The sequence below is a fragment of the Pseudoalteromonas sp. 23_GOM-1509m genome, from assembly GCF_000518425.1.
In the GTDB taxonomy this organism is placed as follows: Bacteria; Pseudomonadota; Gammaproteobacteria; order Enterobacterales; family Alteromonadaceae; genus Pseudoalteromonas; species Pseudoalteromonas tetraodonis.
In genome coordinates this window covers 91,635-110,432 of the sequence record NZ_JADO01000016.1, presented here as the reverse complement: position 1 = coordinate 110,432, position 18,798 = coordinate 91,635, and the positions used below count along the sequence as shown (strand labels likewise).

The following is an 18,798-nucleotide window of genomic DNA, read 5'->3' as shown; positions in this document are numbered from 1 at the left end:
TTAAATAACACCACACTTTTATAGTTTCAAAATAATGCGCTTTTAGCTATCTGTTTTTGCTAATTCTGCTTGTATATACAAACGTATTTGCTGCTCAAGCACCGACAAAGGCACTGAACCATGGCGCAATATTTGATGATGAAACTCACGAATATCAAACTGCTGACCTAATGCTTGCTCGGCCTCTGCACGCAGACGTTTAATTGTTAACTCACCAATTTTGTATGACAACGCTTGTGCAGGCCATGAAATATAACGATCGGTTTCTGTTTTTACATTGTGTAATGAAAGCGCCGTATTATCGGCCATAAAATTCATTGCACGCTCACGACTCCAGCCGTACATGTGCATACCCGTATCAACCACTAAACGTGCAGCACGCCACATTTCGTAGGTTAAACGACCAAAGTTGCTGTACGGGTCTTGATAAAAACCCGCTTCAACGCCTAAGTACTCTGAATACAGTCCCCAGCCCTCACCAAACGCTGATAAATACGCATCACGGCGATAGCTAGGTAAGCTTTCAAGTTCTGCATTGAGTGATATTTGTAAATGATGACCCGGAACAGCTTCGTGCAAAGTTAATGCTTCTAAAGCGTAGAGTGGTCGTTTATCTAAAGCGTAGGTATTCACCCAATAAAAGCCGGCTTGATCATCACGGCTCGAACCCGAATAGCGCCCAGTAGTGTACTTAGGAGCAATATTGGCAGGCACCGGCGCTACGCCATAAGGTTTGCGCGGTAAGGTATGAAATAATTTAGGCAACTGCGCATCCATTTTTTTTGCAATATACGCGGCCTCTTTTAATAATTGCTCAGGCGTTGTGGCGTAAAACTGCGGATCTGTTCGTAAAAAGTGGATAAATTCTGCAAACGTGCCTTTAAAACCTACTTCTTTAATAACCGCTTCCATTTCACTACGAATGCGCGCAACCTCCGCTAAACCCAGCTCATGTATTTCTTTTGGGGTCATTTGTGTGGTGGTGTAATATTTAGCACGATTTGCATAAAAGGCCTCACCATTTGGTGTTGACGAAATACCAATATCACTACGTGCGCCTGGTAAGTATTCGTTATTAAAAAAAGTTAAGTAATCTTTGTAGGCATTAATAACTTGGCTACTGATAATTGCTTTAGCTTGTTGTTGCAAATCTGCAAATTCACTATCACTTAAACCCGCGGTATTGTTTAAAAATGGCTTATAAAATTCAGATTGTGTGACGTCATCAACAATGTAAGCAGTAATCGAGTCTTGATAACCAATTAACACCGCTTTGGGTTGAGTTAAACCAACCTCTAATCCTTTGCGCATCCATGCCATATTTTGCTCAAAAAAGCGCGGAACTTGCTGTAATCGCTTTAAATAGTGTTGATAATCTTGTGCGGTTTTATAATCAGAGCTATTAACAATAAACGATAGGCTTGAATGGAATCCATATTCTGACGTTAAAGGCATGTAGTGCGTATTAAATACATATTCATCAACACTATTTTGCACTTGCGCTCGAATAATACTGTAGTTAATTTGGTTTTCATCACTGAGCTTACTTACATCTATGGCATCTAAATCTGCTAATAACTGGGTGTTTTTTTGATATTGCTGCGCTAAAAATTCAGCTGACAAATTAGGTAATAAGTAGCCATCAACTCCTTCGGGGTTACTATACGGGCTAACATTTTGGCGATGCTGTACGATATTTTCAGCCGCTTGCGTAAATTGTTGATCCGCATTAATTGCGGTGAGCTGACACGCGCTTAGTGAGCACACTAAAGTGACACTTAATAAGGAAAGACGCATTTGTTTTGAAAGAGATAAATTCATAGTGAGTGATCTTAGTAATATTACAGATGTGATAAACCTATCGTAGCCTAGATAAATAGCAAATAGATATACGACCAACTGCGCAAAATATACGCCCGTGAGACATTGTATTAACTTAAGTTAATACTTAACAATTAGAGTAATTGCTCAGAAAAACAACGGTTATTGAAATTATAGTGCTATTTTAGCCAACTCCGACTCATTTTACTTTTAAATAACGGATATAATGATTATTGTATCGTTGCTTGGAAGCAAATTGCCTCATTGGACGAGTTTTATAAATCAGCATTTATGCGTATTTGGTTGGTAATTGCAAATGATGTTCCATGATTCCATGGCTTTAGCACAAGAAAAAATGACAAAAGTATGTATGTTTTTAGAGCATCATGTTTTGCCTCCTACCCCCTTAAATTTTCAAGTTGTGTATACATACATTAGTAAAATCCATTTTGCGCTTAATAATGCCATTGATGATGCCATAGATGCCCATCAAAATATTGATGAGCTGTTTATTGAACAACTCTATTTTGAATATTTAAATCAAGGGCATAAAACCGAAGTAGCAATGATTGAAAACGTCAATGGCGTGATCAATTCACTATCGCAAAATGCTCAACAGACCGAAAAAAAGCTAAACGACTTTGCAGGTCATGTTAATGACTGTATGCACTCTCTAGATGAAAATAATATTGCCAACAGCCGTATTGCTTTAGAAAGGCTTAATGAACAAACTCAGCTTTTATTAACGCAACAAGCACAATTTAAACACCAACTAAGTCAGGCCAAAAAACTACACGAAGCAACTAAAAAACAACTTAATACCTTACGCAAACAACATGTGATTGACCCACAAACTGGCTTATACAAACGCCATTATTTAACCAAACAAACACAGTTATGGTTAAAACAAGACAAATCAATCTCAGCTATTGCCATTCAAATTGATAATTTAGAGCATTTTATTAATAATTTTGGCGATGCCATTGGCGAAGTGATTTTAAATAAAGTGGCTAAGCAAGTGCAAAAATATGTTTCGCAAAGTGGCTTAGCTGGGCGCTCTGCAAAAGATCAATTCATCGTTTTACTTGCTAACATAGAACCCGAAACCGCTAACCTTATTGCACAAAAAGTGATAAGCGGAGTTGAAAAGCTACGTTTTATTAGTTCAAAAAGCGACCTAAAATTACCCCCTATTTCTCTCTCTCTAGGGATCACTGAGCAACAACAAGGCGACTTTAACCAGCTGGTTAAAAGTGCCTCAAACGCAGCTTTTAAGTCACGCTCTTCTCAATAACCCAGTACACTGTTCAAACAATAAAATTAACTGATAAATCATATTCAAATTGCACCCTTGGTGCACAATCAAGTACACTAGTCTTTATTACCACGATAGAGATTAATCATGAACGAGAACCCTGAAAAGACCACGCATTTTGGCTATAAAACTGTTGCCGAAACCGAAAAAGCTTCTATGGTTGCTGATGTATTTCATTCTGTTGCGACAAAGTACGATGTTATGAATGATCTCATGTCTTTTGGTATTCATCGTTTATGGAAACGTCAAACAATTGCCAGCTCAGGTATTCGTAAAGGTCATCATGTATTAGATTTAGCCGGTGGTACTGGCGATTTAACTGCAAAATTTAGCCAGCTTGTTGGCGAAACCGGTCAGGTTGTTTTAGGTGATATAAACTCTTCAATGTTAAAAGTAGGCCGCGAAAAGCTGCATAACTTAGGCCTTGTAGGCAACATTGATTACGTACAAATGAATGCCGAAGCCTTGCCTTTCCCTGATAATAGCTTTGATTTAATTACGATTGCTTTTGGTTTACGTAATGTGACGGATCAAAATAAAGCGCTGCGCTCTATGTATCGTATTTTAAAGCCAGGTGGTCGTTTACTCATTCTTGAGTTTTCAAAACCAGAGCAAGAATTGTTGAGCAAAGCGTATGATTTTTACTCTTTCAACATTTTACCTACTATGGGTAAGTTGGTTGCTAACGACAGTGAATCATACCAATATTTAGCTGAGTCAATTCGTATGCACCCAGATCAAGAAACGCTAAAAGCGATGATGGTCGAAGCAGGATTTGAACAAGCGACTTATCAAAACCTTACAGGCGGCATTGTTGCACTTCACCGTGGGTTTAAATACTAAGGTAAGTAATTTATGGCGCTTGAAGAAAACAATAAAGAACAATCGGCTGAAAGCAGTTTTTTTATGCTACCGAGCTTTGTGCTTTCGCTTATTGAACAAGTATTAAATCAAGCGCTTAAACTCGACCCGAGCTTAGTCGATAAGCTAAAAGCGGTAGAACATCAGCGTTTATTAGTTGAAGTTAGAGATTGGCAGCAAAAAATAGCCATTACTTATGCCAATCAGCAGCTACATCTTTACACTGCATTAGTACATGCTGACGCTGACTGTATGATCAGTGCCAATATAAACACCTTGTTAGCTCTTAAAAATCCAGCCATGCTTACCCAGCTTATACGTCAAGACAAACTTGATTTGCAAGGGGATTTAAACATAGCTCAAAATTATAGCTCCGCCTTTTCAAGTTTAGACATTGATTGGCCAGAGCAACTAGCAAAGTATGTTGGGGATGCACCTGCACAGCAACTTTATTTGCACTTTCAGTCGTTTAAGCAGCAAGGTAAAAAAGCAAAATCACAGCTCGATAGCACCTTGATTAGCCTGTTCCAAGATGAATTGGCAATTACAATTCACCCATTAGAGCTTGCGCAATTTAAACAACAAAATAGAGCACTAAAAAGCCAAGTTGCTGCCATTGAGCAACGCATTAACGCCCTAATTAAAGCACTTTAACGCGCTAAGGATTTTTTGTGTCAACTGCCCGACTGTATTACATAACTAAAACCCTGCTTAGCTACGGACTCGATGAGCTTATTCCAAAACACAAAGTACCTTGGTTTGCTAAACTTGCACGAGGAAGTTTGTTTTGGTTGCGCAACCAACACAAAAATAAACCCCCGGGCTTAAGACTTCGTTTAGCGCTGCAACAACTTGGCCCGGTGTGGATAAAGTTTGGCCAAATGCTCTCAACCCGTCGTGACTTGTTACCCCACGATATCGCGCTAGAGTTAGCATTTTTACAAGATCAGGTAGAACCTTTTGAAGGTGAATTAGCGCAAAAGATCATCGAAAAAGCATTAGAAATAGATGATATTAGCCAGCTATTTAGCGAGTTTTCACAAACCCCCTTGGCATCGGCCTCAATTGCTCAAGTGCATACTGCCACCCTCGTTGACGCGCAGGGCGAATCGCAAGATGTTGTTATTAAAGTTATTCGCCCTAATATTGAGCAACAAATCAACGCCGACTTAGCCTTAATGGAAAAATTAGCTAAAGTTGTTGGTAAGTTAATTAATGAAGCGAAACGCTTACGCCCTGTAGAAGTGGTTAAAGAGTATAAAAAAACATTACTCGATGAACTCGACTTAATGCGTGAGGGTGCTAACGGCATTCAATTAAAACGTAATTTTGAAGGCTCAGAATCGCTATATATTCCAACAGTATACAGTGACTACAGCCGCAATAATGTGCTGGTTATGGAGCGAATTTACGGAATTCCGGTGTCAGATACTGAAGCACTGATGGCACAAAATACCAATATGAAATTACTAGCTGAGCGCGGAGTGGAAGTGTTTTTTACCCAAGTATTCCGCGATAGTTTTTTTCATGCAGATATGCACCCTGGCAATATTTTTGTGTCGCGCGAAAACCCGCACAATCCTAAATATATTGGCATAGATTGCGGCATTGTGGGAACACTTAACAAAGAAGATAAACGTTATTTAGCTGAAAACTTTATTGCCTTTTTTAATCGTGACTACCGCCAAGTAGCTCAGCTACATGTTGATTCAGGGTGGGTGCCGCCCGATACCAGCATTGAAGAGTTTGAATTTGCTATTCGTACCGTTTGCGAGCCCATTTTTAATAAACCACTTGCTGAAATATCATTTGGCCATGTACTGGTTAATTTATTTAATACTGCACGTCGTTTTAATATGCAGGTTCAACCACAACTCGTATTATTACAAAAAACCTTGTTGTATGTTGAAGGCTTAGGTCGCCAGCTTTATCCACAACTAGATTTGTGGAAAACCGCAAAACCGTTTTTAGAAGACTGGGTAAAACAACAGGTTGGCCCGCTTTCTGTACTAAAGCAAATGTATGCAAACTTACCGTTTTGGGCAGAAAAAATGCCCGAGTTGCCTGATTTAATTTATCAAAATTTAAAACGAGCACCGCACGCACAACCTCCAACATCAACGGTTTCACATAAGCCCTTGGTTTTAGGACTTTTTAGTAGTGCAGCGATGATTGTTTCAGCATTATTTTATTTACAACACAACTTAATGGCCGCTGGCGTTGTCTTAGGCTGTGCTGTAGTTGGCTTTATAGCGGCTTGGCGCCGCGCATAAACTAAGTGCTATTTACCGCTGTGGGCGTATAATCAGCATTTAATCTTAATATTAACGGCTTTAAAAGCAGGAGAAAACCATGGGGTTTGGTGGTATTAGTATTTGGCAGCTATTAATTGTACTTGCAATCATTGTACTTTTATTTGGTACCAAAAAGCTACGCGGTATCGGTGGTGATTTAGGCGGCGCAGTTAAAGGTTTTAAAAAAGCGATGTCGGATGAGCAAAGCGCTGAAAAACAAGCCAGCGAAAATAAAACAGAACACATTGAAAAATCAGCAGAATCAACACCTATCGATTCAAGTACAACTAGCAAAACTAAAGACAACGACAAGGTTTAACCAGCATGGGAATGTGGGAGCTTGTTGTTGTATTTATTGTCGGTTTGGTGGTGCTTGGTCCTGAGCGTTTACCTGTCGCTATTAGAACTGTGAGCCGTTGGGTTAAAACAGCTAAAGCAATGGCCAATTCCGTAAAAGCGGAGGTGAGCGAGGAGCTTCGTGTGCATGAACTACACGAAAATCTAAAAAAAGCAGAGCAACAAGGCCTTAAAGATTTAAGTCCTGACCTACAAAACTCTGTTTCTGAGCTACAACAAGCGGCGCAATCAGTCACCCATAGCTATAAAAAAAATCAAACGCCAGCATCAAATAGCCAACAAACAGATGACTCAAAGTGAACATAGCACTCTCTTTTTTTCATGCACTTAATACACGGTATAAAACACAATGACTGAGGAAGTAAAATCAGGGTTTGTCGCTCATTTAATTGAATTGCGTGACCGGCTAATTAAATCGTTATTAAGTATTTTAGTGATTTTTATTGGCTTAATTTACTTTGCAAACGATATTTATACCTTTGTAGCTGCTCCGTTAGTTGCTCATTTACCTAGTACAGCCACTATGATTGCAACGGATGTTACTGCACCGTTTTTTGCCCCTTTTAAGCTGACGTTGTTTGTTGCTTTATTTGCTGCCATTCCTTGGATTTTGCATCAAATTTGGGGGTTTATAGCCCCGGGTTTATATCAACATGAAAAGAAAATGCTGATGCCCATATTGGCTTCCAGTATTATCTTATTTTATAGTGGCATTGCTTTTTGTTACTTTGTGGTGCTACCTATAATTTTAGGGTTTTTCACCAGTGTAGGGCCGCAAATGATGACGCTTGCGCCCGATATAAGTAGTTATTTAGGCTTTGTGCTCAAGCTGTTTTTTGCTTTTGGGATCGCATTTGAAATCCCAGTTGCAATTATGTTGCTCTGCTGGAGCGGTGCAACAACCACACAAAGTCTAAAAGAAAAGCGTCCCTATATAGTGGTTGGCGTATTTGTAGTGGCAATGTTTTTAACGCCACCTGATGTGCTCTCACAAACCCTATTGGCACTACCTATGCTGCTTTTATTTGAGCTTGGTTTAATTTTAGCTAAATTTTATACCGCAAAACCACAACAAGAATCTGAGGAATAATATGAACAAGCATTTACTTTCTTTACTCGCTTTAGTCAGCGTACCGGTTTTAGCCGCTACTCCTATTAATGAGCAAGCTTTGCAAGCCTGTAGTTTTATTGAAAACGACTTTAATCGTTTACTATGCTACGACAACACCATTGCCGGAAAGTCATTAACACAACCAGCACAAAGCCAGCTAAGCAAATCGGCACAAACAAATGTAAAAGCTGAGGCTCCCGCTGCAACAGCGCCTGTGGCCACTAAAGCAAAAGAGTTTGGTTTAGAGCATAAAGAAATTGCGGAAAATGGTGAAGAGTCTATTACGTCAAAGATTTCATCTGTTAAAAAAGCACCTTATGGTGAGCTAATCATTACCTTAGAAAATAACCAGCAATGGCGTCAAATTGGTTCAGATAGCTTAAGATTAGACGAAGGCGATACTGTTATTATTAGCCGTGGCGTATTCAACTCTTTTTTACTTAAAAAAGCAGATCAAAACCGTTCAATTCGTGTAAAACGTACTCAGTAATGCAATACACGTTAATTGATGCTGGCGTAAATTTAACTAATCATCAATTTGATGGTCAGCATCAAGAGGTGCTCGCCAGAGCAAAAGATGCGGGCGTAAACCAGATGCTGATTATTGGCTGTGATATAACCTCCAGTGAAGAATCATTAGCACTTGCTGCGCACTATAATCAATATGCTACCGCTGGTATTCACCCTCATGACGCTAAAACAGCAACCCCTGAGCTTGAGCAACAACTTACTCAGCTCGCTCAAAATGAGCAGGTTATTGCCATAGGTGAATGCGGACTAGATTACAATCGCGACTTTTCCCCTAGAGATATACAACGTGCTGTTTTGCGTCGTCAGCTTGCATTAGCTGAAAAACTCAACTTGCCTGTTTATTTGCATGAACGTGATGCCAGTGAGGATATGCTCACTATTTTAAAAGAATTTACTGTTCGCGGTGTACTGCACTGCTTTACAGGTAATGCACAAGCACTCTCAGGTTACTTAAACTTAGGACTTTATATTGGTATTACCGGCTGGGTATGTGACGAAAGACGTGGCGAGGAGTTACAACAACTTATACCGAGTATTCCTATTGAACGTTTATTAATAGAAACCGATTCGCCATTTTTAATTCCTCGAACTGTTAAACCAAAGCCAAAATCAAGACGAAACGAGCCAGCATTGCTGCATTATGTGTGTGACACGCTTGCTCAACTTTATGGCATTCCGGCATCTGAAGTGGCAAAACATACTCGTGAAAACTTTAATCGCTTATTTGGATTAGAGAAAAAATAATGCGCATCTTTAGCACCTTGCTGGCATTCATCATGGTGTTTTTTACATCCTGTTTCCCTGCAACTGCAATTGATATAAATAGCGAATTTAGCTCAAAAAAAATAGAGTCGATTCATTATTCGTTTACCCCCAACTCACTAGAAGATGCACAACAAAGCAACTTACAACAATGGCAGTCACTTAATAATAAACCGCTTAATTTAGGTCTTGAAACTCGCCCTGTGTGGATTCAATTTCAACTAAATAATTATCTTAATAAGCCAACAGAGCCAATTTTATCGTTAGATAACCCACTTCTAAACAATGTATACCTGTACCACTTTATGGGTGAGAAGCAACTAAAATCGGAACATCTTGGTGATGCTCTTCCTTTATCTAATAGAGCGATTAAAAGTGAGTCTTTGCTGGTTAAATTAACACTTCCCGCTAACAGCGAAACCACCGTTTATCTTAACGTTAATAATAATGCGGGAATCGGGCTTCGCGTCCCCCTCACCTTATGGCAACAAGATACATTATTAGCCCATAAAAGTATGCTTAACTTGCACTATGGATTACTGATTGGATTTATTTTTTCTTTGGCTATCAGTAGCTTGGTTTTATTTGCTTTTTCACGTAAACATTATTTTGCCTATGCCGGTGTGATTACACTGATGCTTAGCCTATTTTTAGCATATTTAGGCGGGTTTGGGTTTCGTTATGCCCCCCCAAGCATAGCAGCCTTGCAACAGTTAATGCTGCCTATTTTGCTAATGCTGATCACGGTATTGTTTCTTCCTTTACAGCGCCATGTTTGCATACCCATTAAATCCAACTTAGTTAAAGGGCAAACAATAATTACCACCTTATATGCATTGGTTATTGTACTTATAGGGTTGCTGCCTACTCCAAGCGTGGCTTTGTTTGCTATTTTAAGCATTCCTGTCATTTTAAGTTATCATGTTGTCACAACATTATTTTACCTACGAAAAAACCCCACGAGCCCCAATAAATCTCTATTTATGGCACTCGGGTTCTTTTTAATTGTAGTCATTCATTTTTCCGTTGCGTTAACAGGCCTGTATACCGTCACTAGATCCAGCTTAATACTCACCTTCGCAGCCTCATTAAGCTGCTCATTTTGCTTAAGCTACACCGTCATAAAATTATTTATATTACAACGCGATGAGCAAGTCACAACGCAACAGGCGTTGATTGCAAAAAGTGCAGCGCAAGATGCGCTCTTAAATGAGCGGATTGAATTACAAGAGCGCACTCGTCATGAACTTGAAAACCAAGTTGATGAGCGCACCTTTGAGTTACAAGTCACACTTAGGGAACTTGAAGATAAAAACCGCGAGCTTGAACAACTCAATATGGAAGATGCTCTAACAGGGGTAAAAAATAGACGCTTTTTTGATAAAAAAATAATCATGGAAATTCGCCGTTCACGCCGTGAGCAAACACCCTTGAGCATCATTATGCTTGATATAGATAAGTTTAAAGCAATCAACGATACGTATGGCCACTTAACCGGCGATCAGGTAATTCGAGCAGTCTGTGATGTTATTAAACAACAATTAAAACGTCCTCTTGATGAAGTGGCGCGTTATGGTGGTGAAGAATTTGTCGTCCTGCTACCCAATACTAATAATCAAGGTGCGTTAGCTATTGCCGAGCAAATACGGTGCGCAATAGAAAAAAACACTGTCAGTGTTGCAGGTACTACGATTAAATACACCATTAGTGCCGGTGTTTATACTCATATTGCCGATGATGTTCATAACCCTGAAACATTTACTGAGCGTGCCGATAAGGCACTCTATCTAGCAAAACAACATGGCCGCAATCAAGTGGTTAATTTTCCAATCTCACAGTAGGAGCGTATAACTTATGGCCCAATCTGGACTAGACCTTTTCCCATATACTCGCATGCGTAGAATGCGCCGTAATGATTTCTCTCGTCGCCTTATGGCTGAAAACCAGCTGAGTGTTAATGATCTTATTTATCCTGTTTTTGTGCTTGAAGGTAAAAACCGTCGTGAAAGCATTGAATCGATGCCCGGCATTGAACGTTTATCAATTGATTTACTGCTAGAAGAAGCTAAAGAATTAGTTGATTTAGGCGTCCCTGCGCTCGCTATTTTCCCTGTTACCCCTGCAGATAAAAAATCTCTACTCGCTGAAGAAGCGTATAACGATGATGGCTTAGCACAAAGAACTGTACGTGCATTAAAAGAAACCTTTCCAGAGCTTGGCGTGATCACCGATGTTGCACTTGATCCATTTACTGTGCATGGTCAAGACGGCATTATTGATGATGCAGGTTATGTGATTAATGACGTCACTACTGAAATTTTGGTGAAGCAGGCGCTATCACACGCACATGCAGGTGCTGATGTTGTTGCCCCATCGGACATGATGGACGGGCGTATTGGTGCAATTCGTGAAGCCCTTGAAGCCGATGGCTTTATTCACACTCGCATTATGGCCTATTCAGCAAAGTATGCATCAAGCTACTATGGCCCATTTAGAGATGCTGTCGGTTCAGCAGGAAACTTAAAAGGCGCTGATAAAAAAACTTACCAAATGGATCCTGCCAACTCTGATGAAGCTATTCGCGAAGTGGCTCTTGATTTGCAAGAAGGCGCCGATATGGTAATGGTTAAGCCAGGTATGCCTTATTTAGACATTGTACGCCGCGTTAAAGATGAATTTGGTGTACCAACATTTGCTTATCAGGTAAGTGGTGAGTACGCGATGCATAAAGCCGCTATTGATAACGGCTGGCTGAGTGAGGAAGCCACTATTATGGAGTCTCTATTAGCATTTAAACGTGCAGGTGCTGATGGCATTCTGACTTACTTTGCAAAGCAGGCAGCCCGCTATTTAAATAAGTAATAAAAGCATATTGATATAAAAGGGCTTTATTGCCCTTTTTTTATGTTTAAGAACAACACATAGTTGGCATTTATGCAGCGTTACCCCCTATTTTTATAGATAGTAATCACACTACACAGGCTCTGCCTTACCTAAAACCAAACACACAACTGTACGTTCAACCTCAAAAAATAACAAAACTTAATATTGTTAACATTCTGTATTCTATTTGTAATCATTTTTCATTACACTAAGCGTCCCATTTGGGGAAACAAAAACACGGGAAAAAATAATAATGTTGAAAACAAAAATAACGCCATTGGCGCTTGTGTTAGCAAGCCTCAGTGCACCCGCTACCGCTAACCTCGTTATATCAGAATACGTAGAGGGCAGTAGCTATAATAAAGCAGTAGAACTATTTAATAATTCGACAACCCCACTGTCATTGGATGGCTACACCCTAAGTCTCTATTCAAATGGCAATACAGAGGCAAACAATACGCTCGATTTAACCGGTGAACTTGCTGCTAATAGCACGTATGTCATTGTTAATGGTAATGCTTCAGTTGAATTAAAAGAAAAAGCAGATCAACTCAGCGCCGTCACTAACTTTAATGGTGATGACGCACTGGTACTTACGCAAGGCTCAACCGTTATTGACAGCTTTGGTCAACGCGGCGTAGATCCAGGTTCATTTTGGTCTGAAGGTGGCGTACAAACGCAAAATAAAACACTGCGCCGTAAAGAAACTCAATTAAACGGACGCACTGATGCCGATGGCGCTTTTAATCCAAGTGAGCTATGGCTGCAATTTGATCAAGATGATTTTAGTGATCTAGGTATCTTTGCAGGGAATTCTTCACCTAATCCAGATCCTGAGCCAGAACCTGAAGATCCTTTACTATGTGGCGCTGATAAAACATTAATTAGCAGTATTCAAGGTGAAGGCGCAAGCAGTCCACTGGTTAACACTGTGGTTGAATTTGAAGGCGTTGTGACAGCTGATTTCCAAGCAGATGATCAGCTCAAAGGCTTTTTTGTAAATTCACTTAATAGTGATGAAGATGCAAATCCCCTTACTTCTGAAGGTGTATTTGTTTACTTTACCAATACTGATGTTAATGTTGGCGACCATGTTCGCGTACAAGGTACTGTTGAAGAGTACTTTGATGCCACCCAAATTGGTAATGTTAGCCAAGTTGCTATTTGTGATACCGGCCTTTCAGCTTATCCGACTAAAATCACTTTACCCGTTATCGATCAAAGTGAGTTAGAAGCATTTGAAGGTATGTTGGTGACCCTAGAGCAGCCATTAGTTGTCACGAATAACTATGGTTTAGGTCGTTACGGTGAATTAGAGCTTGCCACCGAACGTTTATATCAAGGGACACAAGTTGCACTTCCTGGTGAGGCAGCAAATGCGGTTGAAGCGCAAAATCTAACTAAAAAAATACTCGTAGATGATGGCTCAACTCGTCAAAATCGCGACCATATTGCTTACCCTGTACCTGGATTATCGGCAGAGAATACGCTGCGTACTGGCGATACAGTAAATACCGTTACTGGCGCCCTAGCGTACAGTTTTAGCACTTACCGTATTCACCCAACGGTCACACCTCAGTTTATAGCAACGAATCCGCGTACCGATGCACCAGAGTTAAACCCTGACGCTGATTTACGTGTTGCCAGCTTTAACGTACTTAACTACTTTAATGGCGACGGCCAAGGCGGCGGTTTCCCAACTAGCCGAGGCGCTGACTCAGAAGTAGAATTAATTCGTCAGCAGGCCAAACTAGTTAGTGCTATCAGTGCTATGCAAGCTGATGTGATTGGCTTAATGGAAATTGAAAATGACGGCTTTGGCGAATTTAGCGCAGTTGCAAGCTTAGTAAATGCACTTAATGATGCCGACAGTCAAAATCAATATGCATTTGTGGACTTTGGCGTTGATAAAATCGGCACCGACGCTATTACTACCGCGCTTATTTATCGTGCTGATAAAGTACAGCAAGTAGGAACAGCAGCGATTACAACTGACGCGCCTTTTGACTACAGCAATCGCGCACCTATTGCGCAAAGCTTTAAGTCTTTAGAGACAGAAGAAGTCTTTACTGTTGCCGTTGCTCACTTAAAATCTAAAGGTGGTTGTGGAAGTGCAACTGGTGGAAACGCTGATCAAAATGACGGCCAAGCATGTTGGAACGAAATTCGAACTGCTGGCGCCAATGCATTTGCTGATTGGTTAAATAGCAAACCAACAGGGGTTGATGATGAAGATATCATTCTTGTTGGTGACATGAACGCCTATGCAATGGAAGATCCTATCCGTGCATTTGCTGATAAAGGCCTTAAAAATGTGGTTGCTGAGCTAGATGGCAACACTTTAGGTTACTCTTATAGCTTTTCTGGCCGAGCGGGTAGTTTAGATCACGCCCTAGTCAGTCCAAGCTTATTAAATAAAGTAGTCAGTGCAACCGATTGGCACATTAATGCCGATGAGCCTATCTCGCTTGATTATAACGTTGAGTTTAAATCTGACGCACAACAATCAACCTTATATGCTCAAGGTCCTTACAGAGCGTCAGATCATGACCCTGTTATTGTCGATATTCGCTCGACCATTATCGCGCCACCTGAGCCAGAACCTGAAGTAATTATTGGCGAAATTAATAATATTGGCGGGTGGTTTTGGTGGAAAAGCTACAGCTTTGAAATCCCACAAGGTTATGACGAGCTAACGGTTAGCCTTGACGGTGGCTGGGGTGATGCAAACTTATTTGTACGCCATAAAAGAAACCCGACTCTTTTCAGAAAAGATTGCGCCTCAATAAGCTTCGGTAATAGTGAAAGCTGTTCATTTACCAACCCTAAAGAAGGTAAGTGGCGAGTGCGTGTAAACGGCGCCATTCCTTTTGGTAATGTTAAATTAACGTACAAAGCAACAAAGTATGCTGATTAAGCTTAATTAGTCGGTTAACAATTAGGTATTGTGACCTAAAATATCTATATAGTTACTCAAAAGCCGCTTTCGCGGCTTTTTTATTTTTTATACAAATGTAATTCAGACAAGCTTCAGCAAACATTGCTTACTATCTATGCAAACCTTGATATGGCCTTTATCAAATTTCACACCTTTCATTTATTGTTTAATAAATACAAAGTGTGAAGCTGCGTTACTACACCTGCGCTAAAACGATAATTGCCCAGTCCTGCTAACCCATATAAAAACCATTGAGACAGACGTTACTCTCGCTGTAAATATATTTTTATAAAGGATTCAAAATGAAAGAACGCATTCACCTTATATCAACTTGTCAAAGGGCTTTTAAACCTTTGGTAGGGATGTTGATAGTTTTTTCACTGTGGGGAACGAACAACGCCATTGCAGCAACCTCATTAGAAGCGGCAATACCACAAGGCAGCTTATTTGATGTGATAAGTGCGCGTGCTAAAAAGCTTGCTGAGCAAGATTACATTGCACCAAAAAACATACAAATAGAAGCGCTCAATAGTATTGATTATCAAGACTACCGCTCAATCCGCTTCAAACACGATCAATCGGTATGGAAAGATGAAGGGCTTTATGAGCTGCAACTGTTTCACCCAGGTTTTTTATATAAAACCCCAGTCAAAATCAATATCGTTGATCAAGATGCCAAGCTTAGCCGTCTCCCATTTAGCACAGACTTTTATCAATATGATGGAACAGCAGCACACCTAAAAGATGAAATAGCGAAAAGTGTTGAAGGTACACAGTTAGGGCATGCTGGTTTTAGATTGCACTACCCACTAAATAACGATGACTATAAAGATGAAATTATGGTGTTTCAGGGCGCTTCTTATTTTCGCCTAGTTGGACCTAATCAAGTTTATGGCTTATCAGCACGCGGATTGGCAATTGATACCGCACAAACATCTGGTGAAGAGTTTCCTTCATTCAAAGAGTTTTGGTTAGTAAAACCAACACCAGAGCAAACTAATATTACTATTTTTGCTTTACTCGATAGCCCATCGGTAGCGGGAGCCTACAAGTTTGAAATAGACCCAAACACACAGACACGAGTTAACGTCGACATGCAAATTTTTGCGCGTAAAGATGTTAAAAAGCTAGGTATAGCGCCATTAACGAGCATGTTTTATCACGGTGAAAATAGCACTAAGTTTTTTGATGATTACCGCCCTGAAGTACATGATTCAGATGGTTTGCTCACGCAGTCACAAGAGAGTAATTGGGTATGGCGTCCGCTTAATAATCCATCCCAACTCAGTGTAACCTCTTTTTCATATGAGAATCCAAAAGGCTTTGGCCTTGTGCAACGTGACCGTGACTTCAATAACTACTTTGATATCGAAGCGCATTACCATGACCGCCCTAGCCTTTGGATAGAACCACAAGGTGAATGGGGTAATGGCCGTGTTGAGCTAGTAGAAATTCCAACAGATACTGAAACAAACGATAATATTGTAAGTTATTGGGTTCCTGAAAAGCCGTTCAAAGCAGGAGAGGCATTAAAGTTTAGCTATAAGATGACGACGTTTAATGATTATCTAAGCCAAAATAATTTAGCCAAAGTAGCTAGAACGCGTATTGGTAGTGCCGCATTACCTGGTGAAGATAATCCACCGCCAAAAAGCCATCGTCAATTTACTGTTGACTTTACCGGCCCTGATATCAATCAGTTATCAGCAAAATTAGCACTTAGCGCAGATCTTCAGCTGACTACCGGTGAAGCCCGCGATATTACAGTGCAAAAATTACCAAAATCATTAGGTTGGCGTGTTGCTTTTAAAGTCGCTCCCCAAGGTAGTGATCCTGTAGATATGCGTTTATCGCTAAAGCTACGTAATAAAGAAGTGAGCGAGGTATGGAGCTATGTTTGGTATCCAAATGACATCAAGTAAACAAAGCACAGGCACGCCGATGCCTTTTAAAACACTTCGTGTGTGGTTATTTGCTATCGCTGCTATTGGTCTTTCAGGCTATGGCATTTCAATTATGTTTGAAATTTTAAACTCAAATGGCATGACCTTGCTTGAGTATGCACTTCTTGCTTTATTTTCTATTACTTTTGCGTGGATAGTCACCGCATTTTGTAGTGGTTGTATTGGTTTTATACTGCAGCTATTTCGGATAGATCCACTCACACTTAAAAAAATAAAGCCGGTCTCTATTAACAGTGAAGCACTATCACAGCAAAAAACAGCTGTGGTTATGCCTATATATAACGAAGATACGCACAGAGTGATTGCAGGCTTTGAAGTCAGTTTACAATCATTAAAAGCAACTGGGCAATTAAAACACTTTGATTTTTATTTACTAAGCGATACACAAGATACAGCTATTGCTAGTAATGAATTAAGTGCATGGCATGCGTTACGTGAGCGCTTAGGTGATACTGCAAAGCAGGTATTTTATCGTCGCCGTGAAGATAACAAACATCGTAAAGTAGGTAACTTAACCGACTTTTGTGAGCGCTGGGGTAGCCAATACGAGCATATGATTGTATTGGATGCCGATAGTGTAATGACGGGTCAATGCATGCTAGAGCTCACTACCAGTATGCTAAATAATCCACAAGCGGGATTGATTCAGACTATCCCTATTCCTGTGCGCCAAGATACCTTTTTTGGACGCTTTTTACAGTTCGCTTCGATTCTTTATAGTCCAATGTTAGCTACCGGCTCTGCTTTTTGGCAGACCGACAAAGCCAATTACTGGGGCCATAATGCCATTATTCGCGTCAAAGCATTTATTGATTGCTGTGGCTTGCCAACACTAAAAGGTAAAGCGCCTTTTGGTGGTGAAATTTTAAGTCATGATTTTGTGGAAGCCTCTTTATTACATAGCGCGAATTGGGACGTATTATTACTTGCCGATATTGAAGGCAGTTACGAGGAAGTTCCGAGCAACATATTAGATTATGCTGTACGCGATAGACGCTGGGTTCAAGGTAATATTCAACACCTTGGCTTATTATCATCAGCAAAATTAAAGCTAATGAGTAAGCTGCATTTTTTACTGGGTGCAACCGCGTATATATCATCACTCATTTGGTTATCTATGCTGGCGTTAAGTACCATAGATGCGGTAACACGCGCTTTAAATAGCGATGTCTATTTTAATCGCGCCTATCAACTATTTCCAACTTGGCAAATAGCCAAAACAGAACTCATTGACTCATTACTTTACCTAACTATCATTATTTTATTATTGCCTAAACTCATGGGCGTGATTGTTACCTTAGTACACCGTAAGCAGCGCTTTGGTGGTGCATTAAAACTTACTTTAGGGTCTATAATTGAAACCGTGTTTGCCATTATTGTGGCACCATTAATGATGGTTTTTCATGCATATTTTGTAGTCTGTGTATTTTTAGGTAAAAAAGTAAAATGGGACGCTCAACCGCGTGAAGGCAGAATGGTGCCATGGAAAGAAGCGTTTAGTTATACATTGCTTTCTTCGCTGATTGCCATTGTATGGGGTAGCGTTGCTTATTACTTTACGCCAGTCTTTTTTTGGTGGTTATCTCCTATTTTATTAGGGCTCATACTCGCTGCACCTATTGTGCGCTATTCAAGTAGTATCAAGCTAGGCGTTAAGCTCAGACAATGGGGGATTTTTCTCTGCCCGAGTGAAGTCGATAATGATGCAACATTAGCGGCACTTAAAGTACACCTCAAAGAGATAACCGTTCCACCTGCAGGGCGTTATTCAACAGCAATACCGCTGTTACCACAAGAACATAAAGTAACCATGCCTATTCAGAGCTTTAGTAGTGAATCACATCGTAAGAAGTTTAAAGCACTCATTACAAAAACAGCTAATAAGCTAAATTAATACCAATTCGCTTAATTAAGTCAGCTATTTTGAAGATTGGTATAGTCATAATAAATAAAAAAGGAGC

General features: G+C 40.1%; 15 protein-coding genes. 14 read left to right on the top strand and 1 reads right to left on the bottom strand.

What is annotated here, in order from left to right:
• Nucleotides 1-42: 42 nt before the first annotated feature.
• A complete protein-coding gene (locus tag N523_RS0107615; RefSeq protein ID WP_013466196.1) occupies nt 43-1,821 on the bottom strand; it encodes a DUF885 domain-containing protein in 1,779 nt (592 codons plus the stop codon).
• 334 nt (nt 1,822-2,155) lie between these two features.
• On the opposite strand from N523_RS0107615, the gene N523_RS0107610 reads away from it, so the two are divergent.
• The 14 genes from N523_RS0107610 (at nt 2,156) to mdoH (ending at nt 18,731) form a co-directional block, all read left to right on the top strand.
• Nucleotides 2,156-3,115: a GGDEF domain-containing protein gene (locus N523_RS0107610; RefSeq protein WP_016899066.1), complete on the top strand. Its 960-nt coding sequence runs from the start codon at nt 2,156-2,158 to the stop codon at nt 3,113-3,115.
• 108 nt (nt 3,116-3,223) lie between these two features.
• On the top strand, nt 3,224-3,979 hold the full coding sequence (gene ubiE, locus N523_RS0107605; RefSeq protein ID WP_008108541.1) for a bifunctional demethylmenaquinone methyltransferase/2-methoxy-6-polyprenyl-1,4-benzoquinol methylase UbiE: 756 nt from the start codon (nt 3,224-3,226) through the stop codon (nt 3,977-3,979).
• Nucleotides 3,980-3,991: 12 nt separating this feature from the next.
• On the top strand, nt 3,992-4,651 hold the full coding sequence (locus N523_RS0107600; RefSeq protein WP_028834687.1) for a ubiquinone biosynthesis accessory factor UbiJ: 660 nt from the start codon (nt 3,992-3,994) through the stop codon (nt 4,649-4,651).
• A gap of 17 nt (nt 4,652-4,668) precedes the next feature.
• Nucleotides 4,669-6,270: a ubiquinone biosynthesis regulatory protein kinase UbiB gene (ubiB, locus tag N523_RS0107595; protein WP_028834688.1), complete on the top strand. Its 1,602-nt coding sequence runs from the start codon at nt 4,669-4,671 to the stop codon at nt 6,268-6,270.
• Between the two features lie 79 nt (nt 6,271-6,349).
• Nucleotides 6,350-6,610, top strand: a complete 261-nt coding sequence (gene tatA / locus N523_RS0107590; protein WP_013466200.1) for a Sec-independent protein translocase subunit TatA — start codon at nt 6,350-6,352, stop codon at nt 6,608-6,610.
• A 5-nt stretch (nt 6,611-6,615) separates the two neighbouring features.
• Complete coding sequence (gene tatB, locus N523_RS0107585) at nt 6,616-6,948, top strand: Sec-independent protein translocase protein TatB (RefSeq protein WP_028834689.1); 333 nt, start codon at nt 6,616-6,618, stop codon at nt 6,946-6,948.
• A gap of 49 nt (nt 6,949-6,997) precedes the next feature.
• Entirely contained in the window at nt 6,998-7,738 is a 741-nt protein-coding gene (tatC, locus tag N523_RS0107580) for a twin-arginine translocase subunit TatC (RefSeq protein WP_028834690.1), read from the top strand.
• A 1-nt stretch (nt 7,739) separates the two neighbouring features.
• On the top strand, nt 7,740-8,249 hold the full coding sequence (locus tag N523_RS0107575) for a hypothetical protein (RefSeq protein WP_028834691.1): 510 nt from the start codon (nt 7,740-7,742) through the stop codon (nt 8,247-8,249).
• Complete coding sequence (locus tag N523_RS0107570) at nt 8,249-9,034, top strand: TatD family hydrolase (protein WP_016899061.1); 786 nt, start codon at nt 8,249-8,251, stop codon at nt 9,032-9,034. Before N523_RS0107575 ends, N523_RS0107570 begins: the two co-directional genes overlap by 1 nt.
• A complete protein-coding gene (locus N523_RS0107565) occupies nt 9,034-10,893 on the top strand; it encodes a sensor domain-containing diguanylate cyclase (RefSeq protein ID WP_028834692.1) in 1,860 nt (619 codons plus the stop codon). Before N523_RS0107570 ends, N523_RS0107565 begins: the two co-directional genes overlap by 1 nt.
• Before the next feature lie 13 nt (nt 10,894-10,906).
• Nucleotides 10,907-11,914: a porphobilinogen synthase gene (gene hemB / locus N523_RS0107560; protein ID WP_008108557.1), complete on the top strand. Its 1,008-nt coding sequence runs from the start codon at nt 10,907-10,909 to the stop codon at nt 11,912-11,914.
• 274 nt (nt 11,915-12,188) lie between these two features.
• Nucleotides 12,189-14,852, top strand: coding sequence for an ExeM/NucH family extracellular endonuclease (locus N523_RS0107555; RefSeq protein ID WP_028834693.1), 2,664 nt, complete (start codon nt 12,189-12,191; stop codon nt 14,850-14,852).
• Between the two features lie 323 nt (nt 14,853-15,175).
• Nucleotides 15,176-16,795 (top strand): glucan biosynthesis protein G, encoded by a 1,620-nt coding sequence (locus tag N523_RS0107550; protein ID WP_028834694.1) that lies wholly within the window; start codon nt 15,176-15,178, stop codon nt 16,793-16,795.
• A complete protein-coding gene (gene mdoH / locus N523_RS0107545) occupies nt 16,767-18,731 on the top strand; it encodes a glucans biosynthesis glucosyltransferase MdoH (RefSeq protein WP_028834695.1) in 1,965 nt (654 codons plus the stop codon). The genes N523_RS0107550 and mdoH overlap by 29 nt, the downstream gene beginning before the upstream one ends.
• Nucleotides 18,732-18,798: the final 67 nt, after the last annotated feature.

What these genes read in the sequence shown, in the direction of transcription:
- N523_RS0107615 (WP_013466196.1), bottom strand. Translation starts at nt 1,821, where the DNA reads ATGAATTTATCTCTTTCAAAACAAATGCGTCTTTCCTTATTAAGTGTC.
- N523_RS0107610 (WP_016899066.1), top strand. Translation starts at nt 2,156, where the DNA reads ATGGCTTTAGCACAAGAAAAAATGACAAAAGTATGTATGTTTTTAGAG.
- ubiE (WP_008108541.1), top strand. Translation starts at nt 3,224, where the DNA reads ATGAACGAGAACCCTGAAAAGACCACGCATTTTGGCTATAAAACTGTT.
- N523_RS0107600 (WP_028834687.1), top strand. Translation starts at nt 3,992, where the DNA reads ATGGCGCTTGAAGAAAACAATAAAGAACAATCGGCTGAAAGCAGTTTT.
- tatA (WP_013466200.1), top strand. Translation starts at nt 6,350, where the DNA reads ATGGGGTTTGGTGGTATTAGTATTTGGCAGCTATTAATTGTACTTGCA.
- tatB (WP_028834689.1), top strand. Translation starts at nt 6,616, where the DNA reads ATGGGAATGTGGGAGCTTGTTGTTGTATTTATTGTCGGTTTGGTGGTG.
- tatC (WP_028834690.1), top strand. Translation starts at nt 6,998, where the DNA reads ATGACTGAGGAAGTAAAATCAGGGTTTGTCGCTCATTTAATTGAATTG.
- N523_RS0107575 (WP_028834691.1), top strand. Translation starts at nt 7,740, where the DNA reads ATGAACAAGCATTTACTTTCTTTACTCGCTTTAGTCAGCGTACCGGTT.
- N523_RS0107570 (WP_016899061.1), top strand. Translation starts at nt 8,249, where the DNA reads ATGCAATACACGTTAATTGATGCTGGCGTAAATTTAACTAATCATCAA.
- N523_RS0107565 (WP_028834692.1), top strand. Translation starts at nt 9,034, where the DNA reads ATGCGCATCTTTAGCACCTTGCTGGCATTCATCATGGTGTTTTTTACA.
- hemB (WP_008108557.1), top strand. Translation starts at nt 10,907, where the DNA reads ATGGCCCAATCTGGACTAGACCTTTTCCCATATACTCGCATGCGTAGA.
- N523_RS0107555 (WP_028834693.1), top strand. Translation starts at nt 12,189, where the DNA reads ATGTTGAAAACAAAAATAACGCCATTGGCGCTTGTGTTAGCAAGCCTC.
- N523_RS0107550 (WP_028834694.1), top strand. Translation starts at nt 15,176, where the DNA reads ATGAAAGAACGCATTCACCTTATATCAACTTGTCAAAGGGCTTTTAAA.
- mdoH (WP_028834695.1), top strand. Translation starts at nt 16,767, where the DNA reads ATGTTTGGTATCCAAATGACATCAAGTAAACAAAGCACAGGCACGCCG.